Below are 24,229 nucleotides of genomic sequence, written 5' to 3'. Positions count from 1 at the left end.
TCACCCGGCCTACGTAGGCTTGTTACTGCAGAATAATTACTGGTATTCGCTCATCGGCACGCAGGAGCAGAACAGGTTGCGGTCGCCGTAAACGTCATCAAGACGCTTCACCGTCGGCCAGTACTTGTCCGCCACGCCTGCCGGGAACACCGCCTGCTCGCGGGTATAGCCGTGGTTCCACTCCGCCACCAGCTCGTTCTGGGTGTGCGGCGCGTTCACCAGCGGGTTATCTTCAAGCGTCCACTCGCCCGCCTTCACGCGGTCGATTTCGCCGCGAATAGCCAGCATCGCGTCGATAAAGCGGTCCAGCTCAACCTTGCTTTCAGATTCGGTCGGCTCCACCATCAGCGTACCTGCCACCGGGAAAGACATCGTTGGCGCGTGGAAGCCGTAGTCGATCAGACGTTTAGCAATATCCAGCTCGCTAATGCCGGTCTCTTCTTTCAGCGGACGAATATCAAGGATACATTCGTGCGCCACGCGACCGTCGCGGCCGGTATAGAGCACCGGATAGGCCTCTTTCAGACGGCTGGCGATGTAGTTGGCATTGAGGATAGCGACCTGGCTTGCCTGCTTCAGCCCCTGCGCGCCCATCATGCGGATGTACATCCAGCTGATCGGCAGAATAGAGGCGCTGCCGAACGGTGCCGCGGAAACCGCGCCCTGACGGGTCAGCATACCTTCGATCTGCACCACGCTGTGCCCCGGCACGAACGGCGCCAGGTGCGCTTTCACGCCGATTGGCCCCATGCCCGGGCCGCCGCCGCCGTGCGGAATGCAGAAGGTTTTGTGCAGGTTAAGGTGCGACACGTCCGCGCCGATAAAGCCCGGAGAAGTAATTCCCACCTGCGCGTTCATATTTGCGCCGTCGAGGTATACCTGGCCGCCAAACTGGTGCACCACTTCGCACACTTCGCGGATAGTCTCTTCATACACGCCGTGGGTGGACGGATAGGTCACCATGATGCAGGAGAGGTTGTCGCCCGCCTGCTCCGCTTTGGCGCGCAGATCCGCCAGATCGATGTTGCCGTTCTTATCGCAGGCCACAACCACCACCTGCATACCGGCCATCTGGGCGGAGGCCGGGTTAGTACCGTGCGCGGAGCTTGGGATCAGGCAGATATCACGATGCCCTTCGTTGCGGCTTTCGTGGTAGTGGCGAATCGCCAGCAGGCCGGCATATTCCCCCTGGGCGCCGGAGTTCGGCTGCATGCACAGCGCGTCATAACCGGTCAGCTTCACCAGCCAGTCGGCAAGCTGGCTAATCATCTGATGGTAGCCTTCCGCCTGCTCTGCCGGGCAGAACGGGTGCAGCTCGGCAAATTCCGGCCAGGTAATGGGGATCATTTCCGCCGCCGCGTTCAGCTTCATAGTGCAGGACCCGAGCGGGATCATCGCCTGGTTCAGCGCCAGATCTTTACGCTCAAGCTCGTGCATATAGCGCATCATCTCGGTTTCGCTGTGGTAGCGGTTGAATACCGGATGGCTCAGGATTGCGTCGTCGCGCAGCATGCTTTCCTGGATGGAGCGGCTGTCCAGCGCCACGTCTTTATCCAGAGTATCAATGTTCAGACCGTGGCTGTCGCCGAGGATAACGGCGAACAGCGCCATCACATCGTCGCGCGTGGTGGTTTCATCAAGCGTCACGCCAACGGCGTTATGAATGTCGCTGCGCAGGTTTATCTCAGCCGCGGCCGCGCGCGCCAGCACAGCGGCTTTATCGGCCACTTCCACGCACAGAGTGTCAAAGAAGTGCGCATGGCGCAGCTTTTGCCCTTTCTGCTGCAGGCCCGTCGCCAGAATATCGGCAAAACGGTGAATGCGGGTGGCGATACGCTTCAGGCCGACCGGCCCGTGATATACCGCGTACAGGCTGGCGATGTTGGCCAGCAGCACCTGCGAGGTGCAAATGTTGGAGTTCGCTTTCTCGCGGCGGATATGCTGCTCGCGAGTCTGCATCGCCATGCGCAGGGCGGTGTTTCCAGCGGCATCTTTCGATACGCCGATAATACGGCCAGGCATGGAGCGTTTGAATTCGTCTTTTGCCGCGAAGAACGCCGCGTGCGGGCCGCCGTAGCCCATCGGTACGCCGAAACGCTGCGCTGAGCCGAACACGATGTCCGCGCCCTGCTTGCCCGGCGCCGTCAGCAGCACCAGCGCCATAAAATCAGCGGCCACGCTGACCACGACTTTGCGCGCTTTCAGTTCGGCAATCAGCGTGCTGTAGTCATGCACTTCGCCGGTGGTGCCCACCTGCTGCAGCAGCACGCCGAACACGTCCTGATGGTCGAGCGCTTTTTCCGCATCGTCGACAATCACGTCAAAACCGAAGGTTTCCGCGCGGGTCCGTACGACGTCCAGCGTCTGTGGGTGGATATCCGCTGCGACAAAGAAGCGGTTGGCGTTTTTCAGTTTGCTGATGCGCTTCGCCATCGCCATCGCTTCTGCGGCGGCGGTCGCTTCGTCCAGCAGGGAGGCCGAAGCCATGTCCAGCCCGGTCAGGTCCAGCGTAACCTGCTGGAAGTTGAGCAGCGCTTCAAGACGCCCCTGCGACACCTCCGGTTGATACGGGGTGTAGGCGGTATACCAGCCCGGGTTTTCCAGCATATTACGCAGGATTACCGGCGGCAGGTGCACCGGGGTGTAGCCCATGCCGATGTAAGACTTAAAGCGCTTGTTGCGGCCGGCAATCGCTTTCAGCTCGGCAAGCGCGGCGTATTCCGTAGCGGCTTCACCCACCTGCGGCGGCGTTGCAAGCTGGATGTCTTTTGGCACGATCTGGCCGATCAGTGCGTTTAACGAATCCGCGCCAACTGTGTTCAGCATCTCCTGCTGCTGCTGAGCATCCGGCCCAATGTGACGTTCAATAAAGGCGTCACGGTTTTCAAGCTGGCTTAAAGTCTGTGTCATGAGCGATGATTCCTGAAACGTGCAGTGAATTTGGTTTTCCCTCTCCCGGGCGGGAGAGGGAGACAAACGGTTATTCGTCTTCTAACAGTGCTTCGTACGCGCTGGCGTCCAGCAGGGCGGCAATCTGGCTTTCGTCGCTGGCTTTAATGCGGAAGATCCAGCCTGCGGCGTACGGCTCGCTGTTCACCAGTTCCGGAGAGTCGTTCAGCTCTTCGTTAACCGCCACGATTTCCCCGCCAATCGGCGCGTAGATGTCGGATGCCGCCTTCACGGATTCCGCTACCGCGCAGTCATCGCCCGCGGCTACCGTTGCGCCAACGTCCGGCAGGTCTACGAAAACCATATCGCCCAGCAGCTCCTGAGCGTGCTCGGTGATGCCCACGGTGTAGGTGCCGTCCGCTTCTTTACGCAGCCACTCGTGTTCTTTGCTGTATTTCAGTTCTGCAGGTACATTGCTCATTGAATTTTCTCCAAAAAATAATCATCAGTTACACAACGGCTTTGCCGCCGCGTACAAATACGGGTTTCGTCACTTTCACCGGCATTTCACGGTTGCGGATCTGCACCACGGCAGTCTCGCCAATGCCCGCAGGAACGCGCGCCAACGCAATGCTGTAGCCCAGCGTCGGTGAGAAAGTGCCGCTGGTGATAATGCCTTCTTTCTGGTTGCCCTGGGCGTCGGTAAAGCGGACCGGCAGCTCGCCGCGCAGTACGCCTTTTTCGGTCATCACCAGACCCACCAGCTGTTCGGTACCGTGCTGGCGCTGCGTTTCAAGCACCTCGCGGCCGATAAAATTACGCTCTGCCGGTTCCCAGGCGATGGTCCAGCCCATGTTTGCCGCCAGCGGAGAGATGCTTTCATCCATCTCCTGGCCGTACAGGTTCATACCGGCTTCCAGACGCAGCGTATCGCGCGCGCCCAGACCGCAGGGCTGCCCCCCGGCCTCCACCAGCGCCCGCCAGAAATCCGCCGCCTTTTCGTTCGGCATGGCAATTTCATAGCCCGCTTCACCGGTATAGCCCGTGGTCGCCACAAACAGATCGCCCGTCTGTACGCCAAAGAACGGCTTCATACCCTCAACGGCGCTGCGCTGCGCATCGCTGAACAGCATTGCGGCTTTCGCCTGCGCCTGCGGCCCCTGAACGGCGATCAGCGCCAGATCGTCACGCTCGACGATCTCGATGCCGTACGGTTCGGCATGCCGGGTAATCCAGGCGAGGTCTTTTTCACGGGTGGCGGAGTTAACGACGAGGCGGAAATAATCTTCGGTAAGGAAATAGACAATCAGGTCATCAATCACCCCGCCGGAGGCATTGAGCATACCGGAGTACAGCGCTTTGCCCGGTTTGGTCAGCTTCGCGACGTCATTGGCCAGCAAATAGCGCAGGAACTCGCGGGTGCGGCTGCCATGAAGATCGACAATGGTCATGTGAGACACATCGAACATACCGGCCCCCGTGCGAACCGCATGGTGCTCGTCTATCTGCGAACCATAATGCAGCGGCATCATCCAGCCGTGAAAGTCCACCATACGTGCGCCGCACAGCGTGTGTTGTTCATACAAAGGCGTCTGTTGGGCCATCTTTTCCTCGTTGAGTAAACAGGGCTACCGGGCGTTTCACCGGCGATTTTTCACCGACGAAACCCAGCGTCGACACCGCTCCCGGGTACCGACGCAAACGTTCTCTTTCGTCTGAACTTACCACCGATATCGGCAGTAAACCATAAGAGAAAATGGGTCATCACATTAGCTTATGACCAAAATACGCGGGAAACTCTACAGAACGATTGACTGCCTTACTGCGATAAACGCCACATAAAATTAACATCAAGGAATGTAATTACGCACGGAGTGACATTTAATGCGGAAAATCAGCCTAAATTTCCCAATCTTATTTTTTGCCAGATAAATAAAACTAATGCGAAAAAAGAGGTGAAATTAGAATATTTCAAACGAGGAAAAAGAACCCGGCGCCAGGGCCGGGTTGAGAAGTGTGACGGAGTTAACGAAGCCAGGCGGGGAGATCGTTGAGGCCCATCGCCTGGCGGATCAGCTGCGGCTTCACGCCGGGTAGCGTATCGGCAAGCTTGAGGCCAATATCGCGCAGCAGCTTTTTCGCCGGATGGGCGCCGGCAAACAGTTCGCGGAATCCCTGCATTCCAGCCAGCATCACGGCCGCGCTGTGTTTACGGCTGCGCTCATAGCGGCGCAGATAGAAATGCTGGCCGATATCTTTGCCCTGCCCGTGCAGGCGCCGGAGCTCTTCAATCAGCCCGGCGGCATCCATAAAGCCCAGATTGACCCCCTGTCCCGCCAGCGGATGGATGGTGTGGGCCGCGTCGCCAACCAGCGCCAGACGATGCGCGGCAAACTGCCGGGCGTAACGTCCGGTAAGCGGAAACACCTGCCGTTCGCCCTCTACGGCGCACAGCCCCAGGCGATTATCAAAGGCGATATTCAGCGCCTGATTAAAGGCCGCGGCATCGGCATTTTTCATCTGTTCGGCCTCCAGCGGCGACAGCGACCAGACGATAGAGCACAAGTGCGGATCGTTTAGCGGCAGGAAGGCCAGAATACCGTCGCCGTGAAACGCCTGGCGCGCAATGGCCTGATGCGGCTCGGCGGTGCGGACGGTCGCGACCAGCGCGTGATGGCGATAGTCCCACGAGGTCAGCGCGATATCCGCCTTGTTGCGCAGCCACGAGTTCGCGCCGTCGGCGCCGACCACCAGCCTTGCGGTCAGCATGTCGCCGTCTTTGAGGCTCAGAAACGCCTCGTTTTCACCCCAGGCGACCTGCTGCACCTCGGCGGGCGCCAGCAGCGTCACGTCCTGGCAGCGCTGCGCTTTTTGCCACAACGCCTGATGGATCACCGCGTTTTCAATAATGTGTCCAAGATGGCTGAACCCCATACTCTGGTCGTCAAACGCGATCCGCCCGAAGCTGTCTTTATCCCAGACCTCCATGCCGTGATAGCAGCTTGCGCGCTGTGCGACGATAGCGGACCAGACGTCCAGCCGGGCCAGCAGCTTTTCACTGGCGGCATTGATTGCGCTCACGCGCAGCGCGGGCGGAGCATCGACGGCCAGCGGCTGCGGCTGACTCTGTTCCAGCACGGCAACCCGCAGCCCGCACCCCTGTAGCCCGCAGGCCACCGCCAGCCCCACCATACCGCCGCCGACAATCGCGACATCAACATTCTGCACTCTGTAACTCCTTATCTCGCCACCATGCCGAGGGTACGCTGCGCCAGCGCATCGCGCGCCGGAGTAAATAATTCCATCGCCATCAGCCCGACGTTGCGCCCGGCCACCAGCGGCGCCCAGCGGTTGGCAAACAGGTGCACCAGACCATCCGTCACCCCGATGGTCGCGGCTTTATCATCAGCGCGCCGGTCCTGGTAGCGACCGAGCAGGGCGTAATCGCCCGGGTCTTCGGCCTGGGACAGCATCTCCGCGAGGGTCATCACATCGCGCAGGCCGAGGTTAAAGCCCTGCCCGGCAATCGGATGCAGGGTTTGCGCCGCATTGCCGACCAGCGCCAGACGGTGGGAAATGGTTCTGCTCGCCACCGTCAGCGACAGCGGGTAGACGTGGCGAACGCCGACGTGGGTAATGCGCCCCAGCCGCCAGCCGAACGCCTGCTGTAGCTCATGACAAAAACGTTCATCAGACCAGCCGAGAATCGCCTCGCGCTGCGCCTGAGGGTGGCACCACACCAGCGAACAGCGTCCGTCCGACATCGGCAGCATCGCCAGCGGGCCATGTTCGGTAAAGCGCTCAAACGCCCGGCCGTTATGCGGCTGCGCCGTTGTAACGTTGGCAATCATCGCCAGCTGCCCATACGGCTGCTGCTGCCAGCTGATGCCGCACTGTTCGCCGAGGGCGGACCGTGAGCCGTCCGCCGCAACCAGCAGCCTGCCGGTCACCGTAGCGCCGCTGTCCAGCGTCACGCTCACCTGCGCCTGGCTGCGGGTAAAACCCGCCACCCGCGCCGGACAGTGCAGCGTGACCCCGGGCGCTTTGCGCAGCAGCGCAAAGAGGCGCTGGCCGACATCGTGCAGCTCCACAACCTGCCCCAGCGCGGGCAGACTGTAGTCCTGAGCATCCAGCGTCACAAAACCCGCATGGCCCCTGTCGCTGACGTGAACGGTACGGATGGCGGTTGCGCAATCGGCGATCGCCTGCCAGATTCCGACGCGCGCCAGCTGCTGACAGGTGACGGCGGCAAGCGCGATCGCCCGGGCGTCAAACCCCGGATGCTGCTGCGCCTCAGGCGCCACCGCCTCAATCAGATGCACCGGCTGCTGGCCGCGGCTTAAGTGCGAAATCGCCAGCGCCAGCGTCGCGCCGGTCATGCCGCCGCCGACGATAATCACGCTCATGATTGACGCGCCGCCATCAGCGCCTCGATATCGTCGGCCTTTTTCACCACGCTGGCGGTGAGGTTCTCGTTGCCGGTTTCGGTGATGACGATATCGTCTTCAATACGAATGCCGATGCCGCGATACTGCGCCGGAACATCGGCATCCGGCGCGATATACAGCCCCGGCTCAACCGTCAGCACCATACCCGGTTCCAGCAGGCGCGAGCGGTCCGCGCCGTAGTTGCCGACGTCGTGAACATCCAGCCCCAGCCAGTGGCTCAGGCCGTGCATAAAGAAGGGACGGTGGGCGTTGTCGATAATCAGCTGGTCAAGCTCCCCCTTCAGGATGCCAAGCCGCGCAAGCCCGGTAACCATCACGCGCACCACCGCGCGGGTCACCTCCTGCATGCTGGTGCCCGGCCGGTACAGCGCCAGCGCCGTCTCCAGCGACTCAAGGACGATATCGTAAATCTCGCGCTGCGCCGGGGTGAACCGGCCATTGACCGGGAAGGTGCGGGTGATGTCGCCGGCATAACCGTTAAACTCGCAGCCGGCATCGATCAGCACCAGGGAGCCGTCGCGCAGCGGCGCTTCATTTTCGGTGTAGTGCAAAATGCAGCCATTTTCCCCGCCGCCTACGATGGTGTTATAGGAAGGGAAACGCGCGCCATGACGGTTAAATTCGTGGAGGATCTCGCCTTCAAGCTGAAACTCGAACATACCGGGACGGCACTTCTCCATCGCCCGGGTGTGCGCCAGCGCGCTGATTTCCCCCGCCCGACGCATCATCTCAATCTCGGCGGCGGATTTAAACAGGCGCATTTCGTGCACCAGCGGCCGCCAGTCGATGATGACGGCAGGCGCCTTCAGGTTTTGCCGGGCGCCTTTGCGCAGCTTATCAAGCGCATCATGGACGATGCCGTCGGCCCAGGCGTATTCGCCCTGGGCGTGGTAAACGGCATCCAGCCCGTTGAGCAGCTGATGCAGCTGCTGGTTGATTTCGCTAAAAGGCAGCGCGCGATCGACACCCAGCTTCGCGGGAGCGGCTTCCTGGCCCAGGCGGCGCCCGAACCAGATCTCCGCGCTCAGATCGCGCACGCGGTTAAACAAAACGCTGTGGTTGTAGGTGTCATGGCTTTTAATCAGCACCAGCACCGCTTCCGGCTCGTTAAAGCCGGTGAAGTACCAGAAATCGCTATTTTGCCGATAGGGATATTCCGTATCCGCGCTGCGCACGGCTTCCGGCGCGGCAAAAATCAGCGCCGCGCTGCCCGGCTGCATTTGCGCCAGCAGCGCCTGGCGTCGACGGTCAAATTCCTGCTGTTTCATGACACCTCCATTCACATTCTCTTAGTGCAGCGTCGGCTTGCGTACTTCCGGCGCCGTCGGCTGCGGACGCGTAAAGGTATCGTGGCACAGCAGCGCCGCAACGCGGACGTATTCCACGATCTCTTCCAGCGACATCTCCAGCTCTTCCTGGTCTTCGTCTTCGTCATAGCCGAGCTGGGCGATATTGCGCAGATCGTCAATGGCTTCGCCGGTCTCGCCCTGCACTTTGTCGAGCTTCGGCTGCGTCACGCCAAGGCCGAGCAGGAAGTGGTTCACCCAGCCTGCCAGCGCGTCGGCGCGGTCAAAGACGCTGACGTCGTCGCCGTCCGGCATATACAGCTGGAACAGGAAGCCATCGTCTTCCAGCGCATCGCTGGTTGCGGCATGCATTTTACGCAGCGCCTGCGCCAGGTCGTGCCCGAACGCCAGGCCTTCGTTGGTCAGGTCATGGACCAGCGGCAGCCAGCTGCTGTCCTGATTGCCGCCGCAGAGAATGCCGCTGATCAGGCCATGCATCTCGGCAGGCGTTAAGCCTACCCCTTGTTGGTTCAGTAACTGGTTCAACTCGTTGTAACCAGGCATTTCGTTCTGTATAGACATGCGCATTCGTCGTCGTTGGGAGGGATATCATGTTATGCTACCACTTTGGACCCTGGTGATACCAGAAAAGGGCTTGTATCTTCACACCAGGGTAGCTATAGTGTCGCCCCTTCGCAGACCCCGCTACGGGACGTGAAGGCCGCGCAGTCAATCAGCAGGAAGGTGGCATGTCTGCACAACCCGTCGATATCCAAATTTTTGGCCGTTCACTGCGAGTGAATTGCCCGCCTGAACAAAGGGATGCCCTGAATCAGGCCGCGGACGATCTGAATCAGCGGTTGCAAGATCTGAAAGAACGCACTAGAGTCACAAATACTGAGCAGCTGGTGTTCATTGCCGCACTCAACATCAGCTATGAATTGACTCAGGAAAGAGCGAAGACGCGTGACTACGCGTCAAGCATGGAACAACGTATTCGGATGCTCCAACAGACCATAGAACAGGCATTGCTTGATCAGGGTCGCATAACCGAACGAACGGGTCCAAAGTTTGAATAACACTTCATGGCCAACTGTGGTAGAGTGACCCTGAAGACAAAATTTCTCTGAGATGTTCGCAAGCGGGCCAGTCCCCTGAGCCGATATTTCATACCACAAGAATGTGGCGCTCCACGGTCGGTGAGCACGCTCGGTTCGTCCGAGAAGCCTTAAGACTGTGACGACGCATTCACCTTGAACCAAGGGTTCAAGGGTTACAGCCTGCGGCGGCATCTCGGAGATTCCCTTCTTTATACTACTACCATGATCGCATCGTCTGATATCCCTTCAGCAAGACAGCATATTCGCCAGCTCATCCGGCAACGACGCCGCGCGCTCACCATCGAACAACAAACGCACTTTGCCCGACAGGCCGCCGCCCGCATGATGGCGTATCCGCCGCTGGTCATGGCCCATACGGTCGCGCTGTTTCTCTCTTTTGACGGCGAGCTCGACACCCGGCCGCTGATTGAACAGCTCTGGCGCAGCGGCAAACGGGTCTATCTCCCGGTGCTGCACCCGTTTAGCCCGGGCCATCTGCTGTTTCTCAATTATCACCCGGCCTCCGAGCTGGTGGTCAATCGTCTGAAAATTCAGGAGCCCCGGCTGGATGTGCGCGACGTGCTGCCGCTGCAGCGGCTGGATGTGCTGATAACCCCTCTGGTCGCGTTCGATGCCAGCGGACAGCGTCTGGGCATGGGCGGCGGGTTTTACGACAGGACCCTGCAAAACTGGCGGCAGTATGGCCTGCATCCGGTAGGCTATGCGCATGATTGCCAGCAGGTCGACGACCTGCCGGTGGAGAAATGGGATATTCCGTTGCCTGCGGTAGTGACGCCGTCGAAGGTGTGGCGCTGGTGAAATAACGACCGGGTACGCTGACGCATACCCGGCACACGGGCAAGATCAGTACAGCAGACGCGCGCGAATGGTTCCCGGAATCGCCTTCATGCTCAGCAGCGCTTTTTCCGCAATATCCTCATCCGCTTCAATATCAATAACCACGTAGCCAATCTTCGGCGAGGTTTGCAGATACTGAGCCGCGATGTTCACGCCCTGGTCGGCAAAGATCTGGTTCAACGAGGTCAGCACGCCCGGACGGTTCTCATGGATGTGCAGCAGACGACGCCCGCCGTGCAGCGGCAGCGATACCTCCGGGAAGTTCACCGCGGAGAGCGTTGAGCCGTTATCGGAGTATTTCGCCAGCTTGCCGGCCACTTCCAGACCGATGTTCTCCTGCGCTTCCTGGGTGGAACCGCCGATATGCGGTGTCAGGATCACGTTATCAAACTCGCACAGCGGCGAGGTGAACGGATCGCTGTTGGTCGCAGGTTCGGTCGGGAAGACGTCGATAGCCGCCCCGGCGAGATGCTTGCGCGCCAGCGCATCGCACAGCGCCGGGATATCCACCACGGTGCCGCGTGAGGCATTGATCAGCAGCGAGCCTGGCTTCATCAACGCCAGCTCCTGGTGCCCCATCATATCTTTGGTCGACGCGTTTTCCGGCACGTGCAGGCTGACGACGTCGCTCATGTTCAGCAGATCGGAAAGGTGCTGAACCTGGGTGGCGTTGCCCAGCGGCAGCTTGTTTTCGATATCGTAAAAATAGACGTGCATCCCGAGCGATTCCGCCAGAATCCCCAGCTGGGTGCCGATATGCCCGTAGCCGATGATGCCCAGCTTTTTACCGCGCGCTTCAAAACAGCCGACCGCCTGCTTATTCCACAGGCCGCGGTGCGCCTTGGCGTTGGCCTCCGGCACGCCGCGCAGCAGCAGCAGCAGCTCGCCGATCACCAGCTCAGCCACAGAGCGAGTATTAGAGAACGGCGCGTTAAATACCGGAACGCCGCGCCTTGCCGCCGCGTCAAGATCCACCTGGTTGGTGCCGATGCAGAAGCAGCCCACCGCAACCAGCTTCTCGGCCGCGGCAAAAATCTCTTCCGTCAGATGCGTACGGGAGCGCAGGCCGATGAAATGGGCATCACGGATCGACTCTTTCAGCTGTTCGCTGTCGAGCGCACCTTTGTGAAACTCGATGTTGCTGTACCCTGCCGCACGAAGGTTATCGATTGCTTTTTGATGCACGCCTTCCACCAGCAGAAACTTAATTTTGTCTTTTTCCAGTGATACCTTAGCCATTTCCCCGCCCTGTCTGTCTTATTTCTGATGTTGTGTTGAACGAAAGTCCACCTCAGCAACATATCAAAAAAAACTATTGCAGCAATATGAACGTTTGCGTCGGCCGCCTGAAGAAATATCATCCAGCGGAAAAAGACAGCATAAAATGCTGGGTCTGAGAATAAGCACAGGTTGTTCGCCAGGCGCAGAGAGAAAATGTGACACAAGTCACCGAATTTCACCTGGGAAAAATTTTTTACGGGAGCCAGAACGGCTCCCGTCAGATCATTTCACGATGGTTTTCACGCCGTCGGCGGTGCCGATAAGCGCCACATCCGCGCCGCGGTTGGCGAACAGCCCCACGGTCACCACGCCCGGAATGCCGTTAATCGCATTTTCCAGCGCAACCGCGTCAAGAATTTCCAGGCCATGCACATCCAGAATGACGTTGCCGTTGTCGGTCACCACGCCCTGACGATATTCAGGGCGGCCGCCCAGCTTCACCAGCTCGCGGGCAACCGCGCTGCGGGCCATTGGGATCACTTCAACCGGCAGCGGGAATTTACCCAGAATATCGACCTGCTTGGACGCATCTGCGATACAGATGAATTTATCCGCCACGGAGGCGATGATTTTCTCGCGGGTCAGCGCCGCGCCGCCGCCCTTGATCATCTGCATATGGCCGTTGATTTCGTCCGCGCCGTCAACGTAGATACCAAGCCTGTCGACTTCGTTGAGATCGAACACGGTGATCCCCAGGCTTTTCAGCCTGGCGGTAGAAGCATCCGAGCTGGAGACCGCGCCCTCAATCTGACCTTTCATGGTGCCCAGCGCATCAATGAAATGCGCCGCGGTAGAACCGGTGCCGACCCCCACAATCGTGCCCGGCTGTACGTATTGAAGCGCTGCCCAGCCAACTGCTTTTTTCAGTTCATCCTGTGTCATGGTTTTTGCCTGTGCTGTTTCAGATGTCGCGCATTATAGAACATTCATGAAATCCATGTGGCAGATGCGTTCAGCAATTTGGTCTGTATCAAAGCGAAATTTATGTCATAGTGCTGAAAAACGAAAATACAAACGCACAACTGAGGAGCCCATCATAGCGATGAAACGTCCGGACTACAGAACACTACAGGCATTGGATGCGGTCATTCGGGAACGTGGATTTGAACGCGCCGCCCAAAAGCTATGTATCACGCAGTCCGCCGTCTCCCAGCGAATAAAACAGCTGGAAAATATGTTCGGGCAACCTCTGCTGGTGCGTACCGTACCGCCGCGCCCAACCGAGCAGGGACAAAAGCTGCTGGCGCTGCTGCGCCAGGTAGAACTGCTGGAAGAGGAGTGGCTTGGCGATGAGCAAACCGGCTCCACGCCGCTGCTGCTGTCGCTGGCGGTCAACGCCGACAGCCTGGCGACCTGGCTGCTGCCGGCGCTGGCCGGCGTGCTGGCTGACTCCCCTATCCGCCTCAACCTGCAGGTGGAAGATGAAACCCGCACCCAGGAGCGCTTGCGCCGTGGGGAAGTGGTCGGCGCCGTGAGTATCCAGCCGCAGGCGCTGCCGAGCTGCCTGGTCGATCAGCTTGGCGCGCTTGACTACCTGTTCGTCTCATCGAAGCCGTTTGCGCAACGCTATTTTCCAAACGGCGTCACCCGCTCCGCCCTGCTAAAGGCGCCGGTTGTCGCCTTCGATCACCTGGACGACATGCACCAGGCGTTTTTACAGCAGAACTTCGACCTACCGCCGGGCAGCGTACCCTGCCATATCGTCAACTCCTCTGAGGCATTCGTGCAGCTGGCGCGTCAGGGCACCACCTGCTGTATGATCCCGCATCTGCAGATTGAGAAAGAACTGGAAAGCGGCGAGCTGATTAACCTGACGCCGGGCCTGTTCCAGCGCCGGATGCTGTACTGGCACCGTTTTGCGCCGGAAAGCCGCATGATGCGCCGCGTCACCGATGCGCTGCTGGAGTACGGGCACAAGGTATTGCGGCAGGATTAACGCCGACCGCACCCGGTCGTCGGCAACGGCGGGTAAGAGGCTTCGCGTCTTATTCGCCATCCTCTCTTTTTCTTTTCACGTCTTTGAAATTCATCACAAAATAAATAATATCACCCGGCAAAAAACGACGCATCGTTGGCTATTTTTTGCTGGCGACAAGGTGGCGTAAAAAGCTCACCGTATCTGCAATACCCTACTTTTATTGCGGAATACGGAGCAAAAAATGTCAGACTTGCTGGAGTGGCAAACCCTTGCCAATAAGGAACTCAGCCGGCGGGGAAAAACCGTCGACGCGCTGGTTAAACAGACGGCGGAAGGTATTGCCATCAAGCCGCTGTACACCGCGGCCGATCTCGATAATCTGGAAGTCACCGGCACCCTTCCCGGCCTGCCGCCCTACGTTCGCGGCCCGCGCGCCACCATGTATACCGCCCAGCCGTGGACCATTCGCCAGTACGCCGGGTTTTCTACCGCCAAAGAGTCCAACGCCTTCTACCGCCGCAACCTCGCCGCCGGGCAGAAAGGGCTCTCCGTCGCCTTCGACCTTGCCACCCACCGCGGCTATGACTCTGATAACCCGCGCGTGGCGGGCGATGTCGGCAAAGCGGGCGTGGCGATTGATACTGTTGAAGATATGAAGGTGCTGTTCGACCAGATCCCGCTGGATAAGATGTCCGTTTCGATGACCATGAACGGCGCGGTGCTGCCGGTGATGGCGTTTTATATCGTGGCGGCAGAAGAGCAAGGCGTCGCGCCGGAGCAGCTCACCGGGACTATCCAGAATGATATTCTGAAAGAGTACCTGTGCCGCAACACCTACATATACCCGCCGAAGCCTTCGATGCGCATTATTGCCGACATTATCGCCTGGTGCTCCGGCAACATGCCGCGTTTTAACACCATCAGCATCAGCGGCTACCATATGGGCGAAGCGGGCGCCAACTGCGTGCAGCAGGTCGCTTTTACCCTGGCCGACGGCATTGAATACATCAAGGCCGCGCTGTCCGCCGGGCTGAAAATTGACGACTTCGCCCCGCGTCTGTCGTTCTTCTTTGGCATCGGTATGGATCTGTTTATGAACGTCGCGATGCTGCGCGCCGCCCGCTACCTGTGGAGCGAAGCGGTCAAAGGCTTTGGCGCGACCGATCCGAAATCCCTGGCCCTGCGCACCCACTGCCAGACCTCCGGCTGGAGCCTGACCGAGCAGGATCCGTACAACAACGTGATCCGCACCACCATCGAAGCGCTCGGCGCCACCCTTGGCGGCACCCAGTCGCTGCATACCAACGCGTTTGACGAAGCGCTCGGTCTGCCCACCGACTTCTCCGCGCGCATTGCGCGTAACACCCAGATAATCATTCAGGAAGAGTCGGAGATCTGCCGCACGGTAGATCCGCTGGCCGGGTCATACTACGTCGAATCCCTGACCGATCAGATTGTGAAGCAGGCGCGGGCGATCGTTCAGCAGATCGACGAGGCGGGCGGAATGGCCAAAGCCATTGAAGCCGGGCTGCCGAAGCGGATGATTGAAGAGGCTTCCGCCCGGGAACAATCGCTGATCGACCAGGGCAAGCGCGTTATCGTCGGCGTCAACAAGTACAAGCTGGAGAAAGAAGACGACACGGCGGTACTGGAAATCGACAACGTCAAAGTGCGCAACGAGCAAATCTCCTCACTGGAGCGCATCCGCGCCACCCGTGACGACGCCGCGGTAAAAGCGGCGCTGAAGGCGCTGACCCACGCCGCGCAGCACAATGAGAACCTGCTGGCCGCCGCCGTTAACGCCGCCCGCGTTCGCGCGACGCTTGGCGAAATTTCCGACGCGCTGGAAGCCGCCTTTGACCGCTATCTGGTCCCCAGCCAGTGCGTCACCGGCGTGATTGCGCAGAGCTACCATCAGTCCGATAAATCCGCCGAGGAGTTTGACGCCATTGTTGCGCAAACCGAACGGTTCCTGGCTGATAACGGCCGGCGTCCGCGCATTTTGATCGCCAAAATGGGCCAGGATGGCCACGATCGCGGGGCCAAGGTGATCGCCAGCGCCTATTCCGATCTCGGCTTCGATGTCGATCTCAGCCCGATGTTCTCCACGCCGGAAGAGATAGCCCGCCTGGCGGTAGAGAACGACGTGCACGTGGTTGGCGCCTCCTCGCTGGCGGCAGGTCACAAGACGCTGATCCCTGAACTGGTTGCCGCGCTGAAAAAATGGGGACGCGACGATATCTGCGTCATCGCCGGCGGCGTGATCCCCCCGCAGGACTACGCCTTCCTGCAGGAGCACGGCGTGGCGGCCATTTACGGCCCCGGTACGCCGATGCTGGAGAGCGTGCGCGACGTGCTGATGCGGATAAGCCAACATCATGATTAACGACGCGACGCTTGCGGACACCGTCCGGCGCTTGCGTCTGGGCGAGCGGGCCACCCTCGCCCAGGCCATGACGCTGGTCGAGAGCCAGCATCCTCGCCATCAGGCGCTGAGCACCCGGCTGCTGGATGCCATTATGCCCTTTAGCGGCAAGGCGCTGCGCCTCGGCATCACCGGCACGCCGGGCGCCGGAAAGAGCACCTTTCTGGAAGCCTTCGGCATGCTGCTGATCCGCCAGGGGCTGCGGGTGGCGGTGATTGCGGTCGACCCCAGCAGCCCAGTCAGCGGCGGCAGCATTCTCGGCGACAAAACGCGAATGACCGAACTGGCGCGCGCAGAGGGCGCCTTTATCCGCCCGGTGCCCTCCGGCGGTCATCTGGGCGGCGCCTGCCTGCGGGCGCGGGAGCTGATGCTGCTGTGCGAAGCGGCGGGTTTCGACGTGGTGATCGTCGAAACCGTCGGCGTCGGCCAGTCGGAAACAGAGGTCGCCCGGATGGTGGACTGTTTTGTGTCGCTGCAGATAGCCGGCGGCGGCGACGACCTGCAGGGCATCAAAAAAGGGATCATGGAGATGGCGGACCTGATCGTCATCAATAAGGACGACGGTGAAAACCATAACCGCGTCGCCATCGCCCGCCATATGTACGAGAGCGCGCTGCACATTCTGCGGCGTAAATATGCCGAGTGGCAGCCGCAGGTGCTGAGCTGTAGCGCGCTGGAAAAGCGCGGAATCGACGAGGTCTGGCAGGCCATCTGCAATTTCAGAGCGCAGCTCGGCGCCAGCGGGCGACTGCAGCAAGTACGCCAGCAGCAGGCGGTGGACTGGCTGCAAAAACAGACCGAAGCGCAGGCCCTAGAGCTGCTGTTCGCCCGCGACGATTTCGACCGCTACTACCGTCAGACGCTGCAGGCCGTTAAAAACAACAGCCTCTCACCGCGTACCGGACTGCGGCATATCAGCGAATACCTTCAGAATCATTACTTTGAATAAAGAGAAAATCATGTCTTATCAATATGTAAATGTTGTCATCATCCAGAAAGTGGCGGTCATTGAGTTTAATTACGCCCGTAAGCTGAACGCCCTGAGCAAAGTGTTTATTGACGATCTTATACTGGCGCTCAGCGACCTCAATCGCCCGGATATTCGCTGCATTATCCTGCGCGCGCCCAGCGGCGCGAAGGTGTTCTCCGCCGGTCACGACATCCATGAACTGCCCACCGGGCGGCGCGATCCGCTCTCTTATGACGATCCGCTGCGCCAGATCACCCGCATGATTCAGAAGTACCCAAAACCGGTTATCTCAATGGTCGAGGGCAGCGTCTGGGGCGGCGCGTTTGAGATGATCATGAGCTCCGATCTGATCATCGCGGCCAGCACCTCCACGTTCTCCATGACGCCGGTCAACCTGGGCGTTCCGTACAATCTGGTCGGTATCCACAACCTGACCCGCGACGCCGGTTTCCATATCGTCAAAGAGCTGATTTTCACCGCCTCCCCTATCACCGCCCAGCGCGCGCTGGCGGTCGGTATTCTCAACCACGTCGTCGCTGCCGACGAGCTGGAGGATTTCACGCTGCAGATGGCGCACCACATTTCGGAAAAAGCGCCGCTGGCGATCGCGGTCATTAAGGAGGAGCTGCGCGTGCTCGGCGAAGCGCACACTATGAATTCCGATGAGTTCGAGCGAATTCAGGGGATGCGCCGCGCCGTTTACGACAGCGAAGATTATCAGGAAGGGATGAACGCTTTTCTGGAAAAACGTAAACCCAACTTCGTGGGCCATTAACCCGGGCGGAAGGAGATAGCGATGAAAGAACCCTGGCCGCGGCTCAGCGCCGACGAGGCGGCTGAGCTCATTGAGCACAACGCAATGGTCGCCTTCAGCGGCTTTACCCCCGCCGGATCGCCCAAGGCGCTGCCTGCGGCGATCGCCCGCCGCGCCCGCGAACTGCATCAGGCGCAAACGCCTTTTCAGATCCGTTTGCTGACGGGCGCGTCCATCAGCGCGGCCGCCGATGACGCCCTGTCGGACGCGGATGCCGTCTCGTGGCGCGCGCCTTATCAGACCTCCTCCGGGCTGCGGCAAAAAATCAACGAAGGGCAGGTACGATTTGTAGACCTGCACCTGAGCGAAGTGGCGCAGATGGTCAACTATGGCTTCTTTGGCGATATTGACGTCGCGGTGATCGAAGCCTCGGCCATCGCCCCGGACGGCCGGGTCTGGCTCACCAGCGGGATCGGCAACGCGCCCACGTGGCTGCTGCGGGCCAGGAAAGTGATCATTGAGCTTAATCATTACCATAGCCCGCGCGTGGCCGAACTGGCCGATATCGTGATCCCCGGCGCGCCGCCGCGGCGTAACAGCGTGGCTATTTTCCATGCGCTGGATCGCGTAGGTACCCGGTACGTACACATCGATCCTGCGAAGATTGTCGCGGTGGTGGATACTGAACTGCCCGATGCCGGAAACGTGCTCAATAAAACCAATCCCATCTGTCAGGACATTGCCGATAACGTGGTGACCTTTCTGCTGGAAGAGATGGCGCGCGGGCGCATTCCGCCCGAGTTCCTGCCGCTGCAAAGCGGTGTGGGTAATATTAACAACGCGGTGATGGCGCGGCTGGGTGAAAACCCGGACATTCCGTCCTTCATGATGTATTCGGAAGTGCTGCAGGAATCGGTGGTGCACCTGCTGGAAACGGGGAAAATCACCGGCGCCAGCGCCTCCAGCCTGACGGTGTCCGCCGACTCCCTGCAAAAGATTTACGATAACATGGATTTCTTCGCCAGCCGGATTGTGCTGCGTCCGCAGGAAATTTCCAATAATCCGGAAATTATCCGCCGCCTGGGGGTGATTGCGCTGAACGTCGGGCTGGAGTTTGATATCTACGGCCACGCCAACTCCACGCACGTGGCTGGGGTTAATCTGATGAACGGCATCGGCGGCAGCGGTGATTTTGAACGTAACGCCTACCTGTCTATCTTCATGGCGCCGTCTATCGCCAAAGACGGTAAGATCTCAACGATCGTCCCGATGTGCAGCCACGTCGACCACAGCGAGCACAGCGTGAAGGTGATCGTCACCGAGCAGGGGATCGCCGATCTGCGCGGACTCTCGCCGCTGCAACGCGCGCGGACGATCATCGACAACTGCGCGCATCCGCTCTATCGGGACTATCTGCACCGCTATCTGGATAATGCGCCCGGCGGGCACATCCATCACGATCTCAGCCACGCGTTCGATCTGCACCACAACCTTCTTGAACACGGTTCGATGCTCGGCTAACCCACCTCACCGTCGCGATCTTCGGCAATATGCTGAAGCATCGTGGCGGTATACCGGTGATTTTTCAGCGAATACAGGTATTCCTGCATATACATCGGGCTGCCGGGGGCATCAAAGTATTTCAGCTTCGCCGGGTTCACCAGCCGCCAGGCAAAGTGCGGGATCACGGTCAGAAACTGTCCGCGCTCGACTGCGCTTATCTTCGCCATAAAGCTGTAGGGGCGATAGATAATCGTCGGGTTAATGCCGCACGGGCGCATATATGCATCCAGCATCGCCTCGAAATTGGCCCGGTTCTGGAAGCGCATTTGCAGCCATGGCAGTTCGCGCAGCAGCTCCTGCGGCTGCCTCTCCTCGTAGCGACGGGAAACGAGAAACCCCAGACGCAGCGGCGCCAGCTCGCTGATGTTCAGGTTATCCAGCTCCTGCACGCGCGACGAGACGTGCTGCGGCGAGATGATAAAATCGAGCTGACGGTCAAACAGGTTGTCGATGACCCCATTCTCGCTGAACTCGACGGCCTGCGCGGTCACCCCGTCGTATTTATCGCCCAGGCTAATCAGCTGGTCGAAAATAATCGTCGGATAGGTGTTATCGATGCCGATCACGATATTGCGCGAGCGGTGCGCAGCGTGGTGAATTTCATTATCAATCGCCGACAGGCGCTGATAAATCGGAAACAGTTTCTGGTACAGCTCCTGCCCCGCCTTGTTCAGGCTGATGCTGTTATCTTTGCGGGTAAACAGCGTATAGCCAATCTGATCCTCCAGCGCCGAAATGCTTTTACCAAACGGCGATGCGGTCATATGTATTTTCTCAGCCGCCCTGGCAATATTATTGGTTTGCGCCAGCAGGATGAAATTACGCATCTTTTTTGAGATAAAAATATCCATGGCTATCCCTCATTAATCGCTATGCATATCCTCATGACGGCAAAGAAAAAGACTGGATGCGACGTCGCATTTTTACAGTTGTACACAGAATAACGAGGAAGCCCGGCAGCGCTGCCGGGCGCAGAAGTTTATTGCTTGACCTGCTGCGGGGTTGCCGCAGGCTGCATCTGGAAGACGACGTCGACCTGGTCGTCAAACTGGATGGTCGGCTGCTCGTAGGTTTCCTGTGCGGAAACCGGCGCCGCATCGGCCTTCATCATCCGCACCATCGGGCTCGGCTGATAGTTAGAAACGTGGTAGCGCACGCTATAGACCGGGCCAAGCGTCGCATTAAAGCCGGACGCCAGCTCTTTTGCCTGATGAATAGCGTTATCAATCGCCGCCTTGCGCGCCTTATCCTTATACGCTTCCGGTTGCGCAACGCCCAACGATACCGAGCGAATCTCGTTCAGACCGGCCTTCAGCGCCCCGTCCAGCAGCGAGTTCAGCTTATCGAGCTGGCGCAGCGTCACCTCAACGGTACGTACGGCGCGGTAGCCTTTCAGAATGCTTTTACCGTTCTGGTAGTCGTAGTCAGGCTGGGTGCGCAGATTCGCGGAGTTGATGTCTTTCCTGGCAATGCCGTTTTGCTCCAGGAACGAGAGATACTGAGCGACGCGGTCATCCGCCTGTTTTTTGGCGGATGCCGCATCCTTCGCCGCGACGTTAACTTCGATTGCCAGCGTAGCAATATCCGGTACGGCATCAACGCTTGCGGTACCTGAGGTGACAATATGCGGACCATCCGGCAACTCGTTTGCCTGTACCGACATCGCGCTTACTCCGATTAATGCCGCGAGGGCCATCACTTTAAACTTCACTGTCGTTCCTCCATGTTACGTATTCACCCGAAACGGGACGCATGCCAGCAAGCTTAGCCTGTGACGGGTTAATGTCCATAAGATAAGGATTAGTTGAACAATGCGTGAACGTGCAGGACGCCCTCTTTTGCTAACTGGAAGGCAATAAACCACATCACCGTTCCCACCAGCAGGTTGATTATCCGCTGCGCCCTGGCAGTACGCAGACGCGGCGCAAGCCAGGCCGCCAGCAGCGCCAGGCCAAAAAACCACAGAAACGAGGCGCTGACGGTGCCCAGCGCAAACCAGCGCTTCGGCTCAACGTCCATCTGCCCGCCGACGCTGCCCAGCACCACAAACGTGTCCAGATAGACGTGCGGGTTAAGCCAGGTTACTGCCAGCATGGTGGCGATAATCTTCCAGCGCCCCTGCTTCATCACCTCCGCGCTGGCGAGCTCAATATTACTGCCCAGCGCCGTACGAAACGCGCCGAACCCGTACCACAGCAAAAACGCCACACCGCCCCAGGTGATCAGCGCCAGCAGCCACGGCGACTGCATCAGCAGCGCGCTGCCGCCGAAGATCCCGGCGCTGATAAGCAGCATATCGCTCATGGCGCACAGAAAGGCGATCATCACGTGGTACTGCCGACGAATGCCCTGATTCATGACAAACGCATTCTGCGGCCCCAATGGAAGGATCATGGCGGCGCCGAGAGCAAGCCCTTGAAAAAAATAGGATATCACAATGAGTTTCTCGTCCAGTTCGTTAATGGTGCAGACTATAGCGCGAGAAAATTATTAGCGGAAATTGATAATATTAATCATTAATAAGTGATATTAATGATGCGATACAGAAAAAAGGCCGGAACCGCTCCGGCCTTTGCGTTTTATTCGTTAACGGGCTTCTGCGCGTTCTTAAAATGGACATCCATCTGCTGATGCGGGAAGGTAATGCCGTTAGCGTCAAAATCACGCTTAATACGCTCCAGCACGTCCCAGTACACGTTTTGCAGGTCGCCGCTCTTGCTCCAGGCGCGTACGACAAAGTTAATGGAGGATGCCGCAAGCTCGTTCAGACGCACGGTCATTTCACGGTCTTTGAGAATACGATCGTCCGACTCGATAATCGCGGTCAGCAGCTGCTTCACTTTATCAATATCCGAATCGTAGGCCACGCTGATAATAAATTCGTTGCGGCGGACCGGCTCACGGGAAAAGTTGATGATGTTGCCGGCGATAATTTTGCCGTTGGGGATAACGACAATTTTGCCGTCCAGCGTACGCATCGTCGTCGAGAAAATCTGCACGCTCAGCACGGTACCGGCCACGCCGCCAAGGTCGACATATTCACCGGCGCGGAACGGACGGAACATCACCAGCAATACGCCAGCGGCAAGGTTTGACAGCGAGCCCTGCAGCGCCAGACCGACGGCCAGACCGGCGGCGCCGAGCACCGCGATCACGGAGGCCGTCTGCACGCCGACGCGGCCAAGCGCCGCAATCAGGGTAAAGGCAACAATCGCATAACGCACCAGCGCGGAAAGAAAATCTGCGACGGTGGCGTCGATTTTACGCGCCAGCATCAGGCGGTTTACCGTACCGGACACCACGCGGGCGACAATCAGACCGACAATAACAATTGCGATTGCCGCGACGATATTCACCGCGTAGCTCAGCAGTAATTCCTGATTGCGTACTAACCACGATCCTGCGTTATTTATGCCGTCGATAACGTTTAAATCTTCCATTACATATTCCTTTTATGGCTGCCCGCCGGGCAATAAATACCCTACCGGGATGACAGGTGAGCGGCTAAGAGTAAACAATAATCGTTGATTTTGCCAAGTTGGTCACAAAAATGGACGCTATCATTCTGCGGTACAGACAATAAAAAAGCCCGCTTTGCAGCGGGCTTTCGTCTATTTTTCAGACAAAGATTAAAGAACGTCGATCGCGTTCAGTTCTTTGAATGCCTGCTCCAGGCGGGTGATCATAGACGTCTGACCGGCACGCAGCCATACGCGCGGATCGTAGTATTTCTTGTTCGGCTGGTCTTCGCCTTTCGGGTTGCCCAGCTGACCCTGCAGGTAAGCTTCGTTGGTTTTGTAGTAGTTCAGGATACCTTCCCAGGTTGCCCACTGGGTGTCGGTATCGATGTTCATTTTCACTACGCCGTAGCTTACGGAGTCTTTGATTTCTTTTGCAGTAGAACCGGAACCGCCGTGGAAGACGAAGTTCAGGCTGTTGTGCGGCAGGTTGTGTTTCTTAGAAACATAGTCCTGAGAATCGCGCAGGATGGTCGGCGTCAGCACCACGTTGCCCGGCTTGTAAACGCCGTGTACGTTACCGAAGGATGCCGCGATGGTGAAACGCGGGCTGATTTTGCTCAGCTCAGTGTACGCGTAGTCAACGTCTTCCGGCTGGGTGTACAGTGCGGAAGCGTCCATGTGGCTGTTGTCCACGCCGTCTTCTTCACCACCGGTGCAACCCAGTTCGATTTCCAGGGTCATGCCCATTTTGGACATGCGCGCCAGGTATTTGGAGCAGATTTCAATGTTCTCTTCCAGAGACTCTTCGGACAGGTCGATCATGTGAGAAGAGAACAGCGGCTTACCGGTCGCAGCGAAATGTTTTTCGCCCGCGTCCAGCAGACCGTCGATCCACGGCAGCAGTTTCTTCGCGCAGTGGTCAGTGTGCAGGATAACCGGAACACCGTAGTGCTCAGCCATCTGGTGAACGTGGTGCGCGCCAGAGATAGCGCCCATGATCGCCGCGCCCTGAGGAACGTCGGTTTTCACGCCTTTGCCCGCGATGAAGGAAGCGCCGCCGTTGGAGAACTGAACGATAACCGGCGCTTTCGCTTTTGCCGCAGTTTCCAGAACAGCGTTGATGGAGTCAGTGCCCACGCAGTTAACTGCCGGCAGAGCAAAGTTGTTTTCTTTTGCTACCTGGAACACTTTCTGAACGTCATCACCAGTGATCACGCCCGGTTTTACGAAATCAAAAATTTTAGACATGTTACGTAGTCCTGTATCTGTATCTTCG

21 protein-coding genes and 1 other RNA gene are annotated in these 24,229 nt (G+C 58.7%); 8 read left to right on the top strand and 14 right to left on the bottom strand.

The genetic code is table 11. The annotated features are described in order from the left end of the window. Positions 1 to 36: 36 nt before the first annotated feature. The 7 genes from gcvP to ENTCL_RS04215 form a co-directional block, all read right to left on the bottom strand. Positions 37 to 2,910 carry an aminomethyl-transferring glycine dehydrogenase gene (gene gcvP / locus ENTCL_RS04245; RefSeq protein ID WP_013364875.1) on the bottom strand — a complete coding sequence of 958 codons (2,874 nt, stop codon included), beginning with the start codon at positions 2,908 to 2,910 and terminating at the stop codon, positions 37 to 39. 70 nt (positions 2,911 to 2,980) lie between these two features. Beyond that, on the bottom strand, positions 2,981 to 3,370 hold the full coding sequence (gene gcvH / locus ENTCL_RS04240) for a glycine cleavage system protein GcvH (RefSeq protein ID WP_013364874.1): 390 nt from the start codon (positions 3,368 to 3,370) through the stop codon (positions 2,981 to 2,983). A 28-nt stretch (positions 3,371 to 3,398) separates the two neighbouring features. After that, a complete protein-coding gene (gene gcvT, locus ENTCL_RS04235; RefSeq protein WP_013364873.1) occupies positions 3,399 to 4,493 on the bottom strand; it encodes a glycine cleavage system aminomethyltransferase GcvT in 1,095 nt (364 codons plus the stop codon). 421 nt (positions 4,494 to 4,914) lie between these two features. Further along, positions 4,915 to 6,117: an FAD-dependent 2-octaprenylphenol hydroxylase gene (gene ubiI / locus ENTCL_RS04230; protein WP_013364872.1), complete on the bottom strand. Its 1,203-nt coding sequence runs from the start codon at positions 6,115 to 6,117 to the stop codon at positions 4,915 to 4,917. Between the two features lie 11 nt (positions 6,118 to 6,128). Beyond that, the gene (gene ubiH, locus ENTCL_RS04225; protein ID WP_013364871.1) at positions 6,129 to 7,295 is read right to left on the bottom strand and encodes a 2-octaprenyl-6-methoxyphenyl hydroxylase; all 1,167 of its coding nucleotides are present in this window, start codon (positions 7,293 to 7,295) and stop codon (positions 6,129 to 6,131) included. Further along, positions 7,292 to 8,605 carry a Xaa-Pro aminopeptidase gene (gene pepP, locus ENTCL_RS04220; RefSeq protein ID WP_013364870.1) on the bottom strand — a complete coding sequence of 438 codons (1,314 nt, stop codon included), beginning with the start codon at positions 8,603 to 8,605 and terminating at the stop codon, positions 7,292 to 7,294. Before pepP ends, ubiH begins: the two co-directional genes overlap by 4 nt. Before the next feature lie 21 nt (positions 8,606 to 8,626). Next, positions 8,627 to 9,205 (bottom strand): YecA/YgfB family protein, encoded by a 579-nt coding sequence (locus ENTCL_RS04215; protein WP_125452028.1) that lies wholly within the window; start codon positions 9,203 to 9,205, stop codon positions 8,627 to 8,629. A 167-nt stretch (positions 9,206 to 9,372) separates the two neighbouring features. Between ENTCL_RS04215 and zapA the strand changes: the two genes are divergently transcribed. The 3 genes from zapA to ENTCL_RS04205 all read left to right on the top strand — a co-directional run bounded on the left by zapA (position 9,373) and on the right by ENTCL_RS04205 (position 10,542). Beyond that, positions 9,373 to 9,702, top strand: a complete 330-nt coding sequence (gene zapA, locus ENTCL_RS04210; protein WP_013364868.1) for a cell division protein ZapA — start codon at positions 9,373 to 9,375, stop codon at positions 9,700 to 9,702. 41 nt (positions 9,703 to 9,743) lie between these two features. After that, positions 9,744 to 9,927: non-coding RNA, 6S RNA (gene ssrS, locus ENTCL_RS22635), on the top strand. Between the two features lie 18 nt (positions 9,928 to 9,945). Beyond that, a complete protein-coding gene (locus tag ENTCL_RS04205; RefSeq protein WP_013364867.1) occupies positions 9,946 to 10,542 on the top strand; it encodes a 5-formyltetrahydrofolate cyclo-ligase in 597 nt (198 codons plus the stop codon). A 45-nt stretch (positions 10,543 to 10,587) separates the two neighbouring features. On the opposite strand, the gene serA is transcribed toward ENTCL_RS04205, so the two are convergent. Beyond that, positions 10,588 to 11,820, bottom strand: coding sequence for a phosphoglycerate dehydrogenase (gene serA, locus ENTCL_RS04200; RefSeq protein ID WP_013364866.1), 1,233 nt, complete (start codon positions 11,818 to 11,820; stop codon positions 10,588 to 10,590). Between the two features lie 264 nt (positions 11,821 to 12,084). Next, positions 12,085 to 12,744, bottom strand: coding sequence for a ribose-5-phosphate isomerase RpiA (rpiA, locus tag ENTCL_RS04195; RefSeq protein WP_013364865.1), 660 nt, complete (start codon positions 12,742 to 12,744; stop codon positions 12,085 to 12,087). Positions 12,745 to 12,904: 160 nt separating this feature from the next. Here rpiA and argP point away from each other — a divergent pair, with 160 nt between their 5' ends. The 5 genes from argP to ENTCL_RS04170 all read left to right on the top strand — a co-directional run bounded on the left by argP (position 12,905) and on the right by ENTCL_RS04170 (position 19,450). Next, on the top strand, positions 12,905 to 13,798 hold the full coding sequence (gene argP / locus ENTCL_RS04190) for a DNA-binding transcriptional regulator ArgP (protein ID WP_013364864.1): 894 nt from the start codon (positions 12,905 to 12,907) through the stop codon (positions 13,796 to 13,798). A 223-nt stretch (positions 13,799 to 14,021) separates the two neighbouring features. Next, a complete protein-coding gene (gene scpA / locus ENTCL_RS04185; RefSeq protein WP_013364863.1) occupies positions 14,022 to 16,166 on the top strand; it encodes a methylmalonyl-CoA mutase in 2,145 nt (714 codons plus the stop codon). After that, the gene (meaB, locus tag ENTCL_RS04180; RefSeq protein ID WP_013364862.1) at positions 16,159 to 17,154 is read left to right on the top strand and encodes a methylmalonyl Co-A mutase-associated GTPase MeaB; all 996 of its coding nucleotides are present in this window, start codon (positions 16,159 to 16,161) and stop codon (positions 17,152 to 17,154) included. The genes scpA and meaB overlap by 8 nt, the downstream gene beginning before the upstream one ends. A 10-nt stretch (positions 17,155 to 17,164) precedes the next feature. After that, positions 17,165 to 17,950, top strand: coding sequence for a methylmalonyl-CoA decarboxylase (scpB, locus tag ENTCL_RS04175; RefSeq protein ID WP_013364861.1), 786 nt, complete (start codon positions 17,165 to 17,167; stop codon positions 17,948 to 17,950). A 21-nt stretch (positions 17,951 to 17,971) separates the two neighbouring features. Next, entirely contained in the window at positions 17,972 to 19,450 is a 1,479-nt protein-coding gene (locus ENTCL_RS04170) for an acetyl-CoA hydrolase/transferase family protein (RefSeq protein ID WP_013364860.1), read from the top strand. On the opposite strand, the gene srsR is transcribed toward ENTCL_RS04170, so the two are convergent. The 5 genes from srsR to fbaA form a co-directional block, all read right to left on the bottom strand. Continuing rightward, a complete protein-coding gene (srsR, locus tag ENTCL_RS04165; RefSeq protein WP_013364859.1) occupies positions 19,447 to 20,343 on the bottom strand; it encodes a LysR family transcriptional regulator SrsR in 897 nt (298 codons plus the stop codon). The two genes, ENTCL_RS04170 and srsR, sit on opposite strands and share 4 nt — an antisense overlap. Before the next feature lie 128 nt (positions 20,344 to 20,471). Next, complete coding sequence (locus tag ENTCL_RS04160; RefSeq protein WP_013364858.1) at positions 20,472 to 21,203, bottom strand: oxidative stress defense protein; 732 nt, start codon at positions 21,201 to 21,203, stop codon at positions 20,472 to 20,474. A gap of 89 nt (positions 21,204 to 21,292) precedes the next feature. Continuing rightward, on the bottom strand, positions 21,293 to 21,928 hold the full coding sequence (argO, locus tag ENTCL_RS04155) for an arginine exporter ArgO (RefSeq protein ID WP_013364857.1): 636 nt from the start codon (positions 21,926 to 21,928) through the stop codon (positions 21,293 to 21,295). Positions 21,929 to 22,071: 143 nt separating this feature from the next. After that, positions 22,072 to 22,932 (bottom strand): small-conductance mechanosensitive channel MscS, encoded by an 861-nt coding sequence (gene mscS / locus ENTCL_RS04150; RefSeq protein WP_013364856.1) that lies wholly within the window; start codon positions 22,930 to 22,932, stop codon positions 22,072 to 22,074. 189 nt (positions 22,933 to 23,121) lie between these two features. Then, on the bottom strand, positions 23,122 to 24,201 hold the full coding sequence (gene fbaA, locus ENTCL_RS04145) for a class II fructose-bisphosphate aldolase (protein WP_013364855.1): 1,080 nt from the start codon (positions 24,199 to 24,201) through the stop codon (positions 23,122 to 23,124). Positions 24,202 to 24,229 lie beyond the last annotated feature (28 nt).

This window comes from [Enterobacter] lignolyticus SCF1 (genome assembly GCF_000164865.1).
In the GTDB taxonomy this organism is placed as follows: Bacteria; Pseudomonadota; Gammaproteobacteria; order Enterobacterales; family Enterobacteriaceae; genus Enterobacter_B; species Enterobacter_B lignolyticus.
Note: the sequence above shows the minus strand (reverse complement) of the source record. Positions and strands in the feature narration are given on the sequence as shown.

What these genes read in the sequence shown, in the direction of transcription:
- rpiA (WP_013364865.1), bottom strand. Translation starts at nt 12,744, where the DNA reads ATGACACAGGATGAACTGAAAAAAGCAGTTGGCTGGGCAGCGCTTCAA.
- gcvT (WP_013364873.1), bottom strand. Translation starts at nt 4,493, where the DNA reads ATGGCCCAACAGACGCCTTTGTATGAACAACACACGCTGTGCGGCGCA.
- pepP (WP_013364870.1), bottom strand. Translation starts at nt 8,605, where the DNA reads ATGAAACAGCAGGAATTTGACCGTCGACGCCAGGCGCTGCTGGCGCAA.
- meaB (WP_013364862.1), top strand. Translation starts at nt 16,159, where the DNA reads ATGATTAACGACGCGACGCTTGCGGACACCGTCCGGCGCTTGCGTCTG.
- scpA (WP_013364863.1), top strand. Translation starts at nt 14,022, where the DNA reads ATGTCAGACTTGCTGGAGTGGCAAACCCTTGCCAATAAGGAACTCAGC.
- ubiH (WP_013364871.1), bottom strand. Translation starts at nt 7,295, where the DNA reads ATGAGCGTGATTATCGTCGGCGGCGGCATGACCGGCGCGACGCTGGCG.
- serA (WP_013364866.1), bottom strand. Translation starts at nt 11,820, where the DNA reads ATGGCTAAGGTATCACTGGAAAAAGACAAAATTAAGTTTCTGCTGGTG.
- argP (WP_013364864.1), top strand. Translation starts at nt 12,905, where the DNA reads ATGAAACGTCCGGACTACAGAACACTACAGGCATTGGATGCGGTCATT.
- mscS (WP_013364856.1), bottom strand. Translation starts at nt 22,932, where the DNA reads ATGGAAGATTTAAACGTTATCGACGGCATAAATAACGCAGGATCGTGG.
- gcvH (WP_013364874.1), bottom strand. Translation starts at nt 3,370, where the DNA reads ATGAGCAATGTACCTGCAGAACTGAAATACAGCAAAGAACACGAGTGG.
- srsR (WP_013364859.1), bottom strand. Translation starts at nt 20,343, where the DNA reads ATGGATATTTTTATCTCAAAAAAGATGCGTAATTTCATCCTGCTGGCG.
- fbaA (WP_013364855.1), bottom strand. Translation starts at nt 24,201, where the DNA reads ATGTCTAAAATTTTTGATTTCGTAAAACCGGGCGTGATCACTGGTGAT.
- ENTCL_RS04215 (WP_125452028.1), bottom strand. Translation starts at nt 9,205, where the DNA reads ATGTCTATACAGAACGAAATGCCTGGTTACAACGAGTTGAACCAGTTA.
- zapA (WP_013364868.1), top strand. Translation starts at nt 9,373, where the DNA reads ATGTCTGCACAACCCGTCGATATCCAAATTTTTGGCCGTTCACTGCGA.
- gcvP (WP_013364875.1), bottom strand. Translation starts at nt 2,910, where the DNA reads ATGACACAGACTTTAAGCCAGCTTGAAAACCGTGACGCCTTTATTGAA.
- scpB (WP_013364861.1), top strand. Translation starts at nt 17,165, where the DNA reads ATGTCTTATCAATATGTAAATGTTGTCATCATCCAGAAAGTGGCGGTC.
- ENTCL_RS04170 (WP_013364860.1), top strand. Translation starts at nt 17,972, where the DNA reads ATGAAAGAACCCTGGCCGCGGCTCAGCGCCGACGAGGCGGCTGAGCTC.
- ENTCL_RS04205 (WP_013364867.1), top strand. Translation starts at nt 9,946, where the DNA reads ATGATCGCATCGTCTGATATCCCTTCAGCAAGACAGCATATTCGCCAG.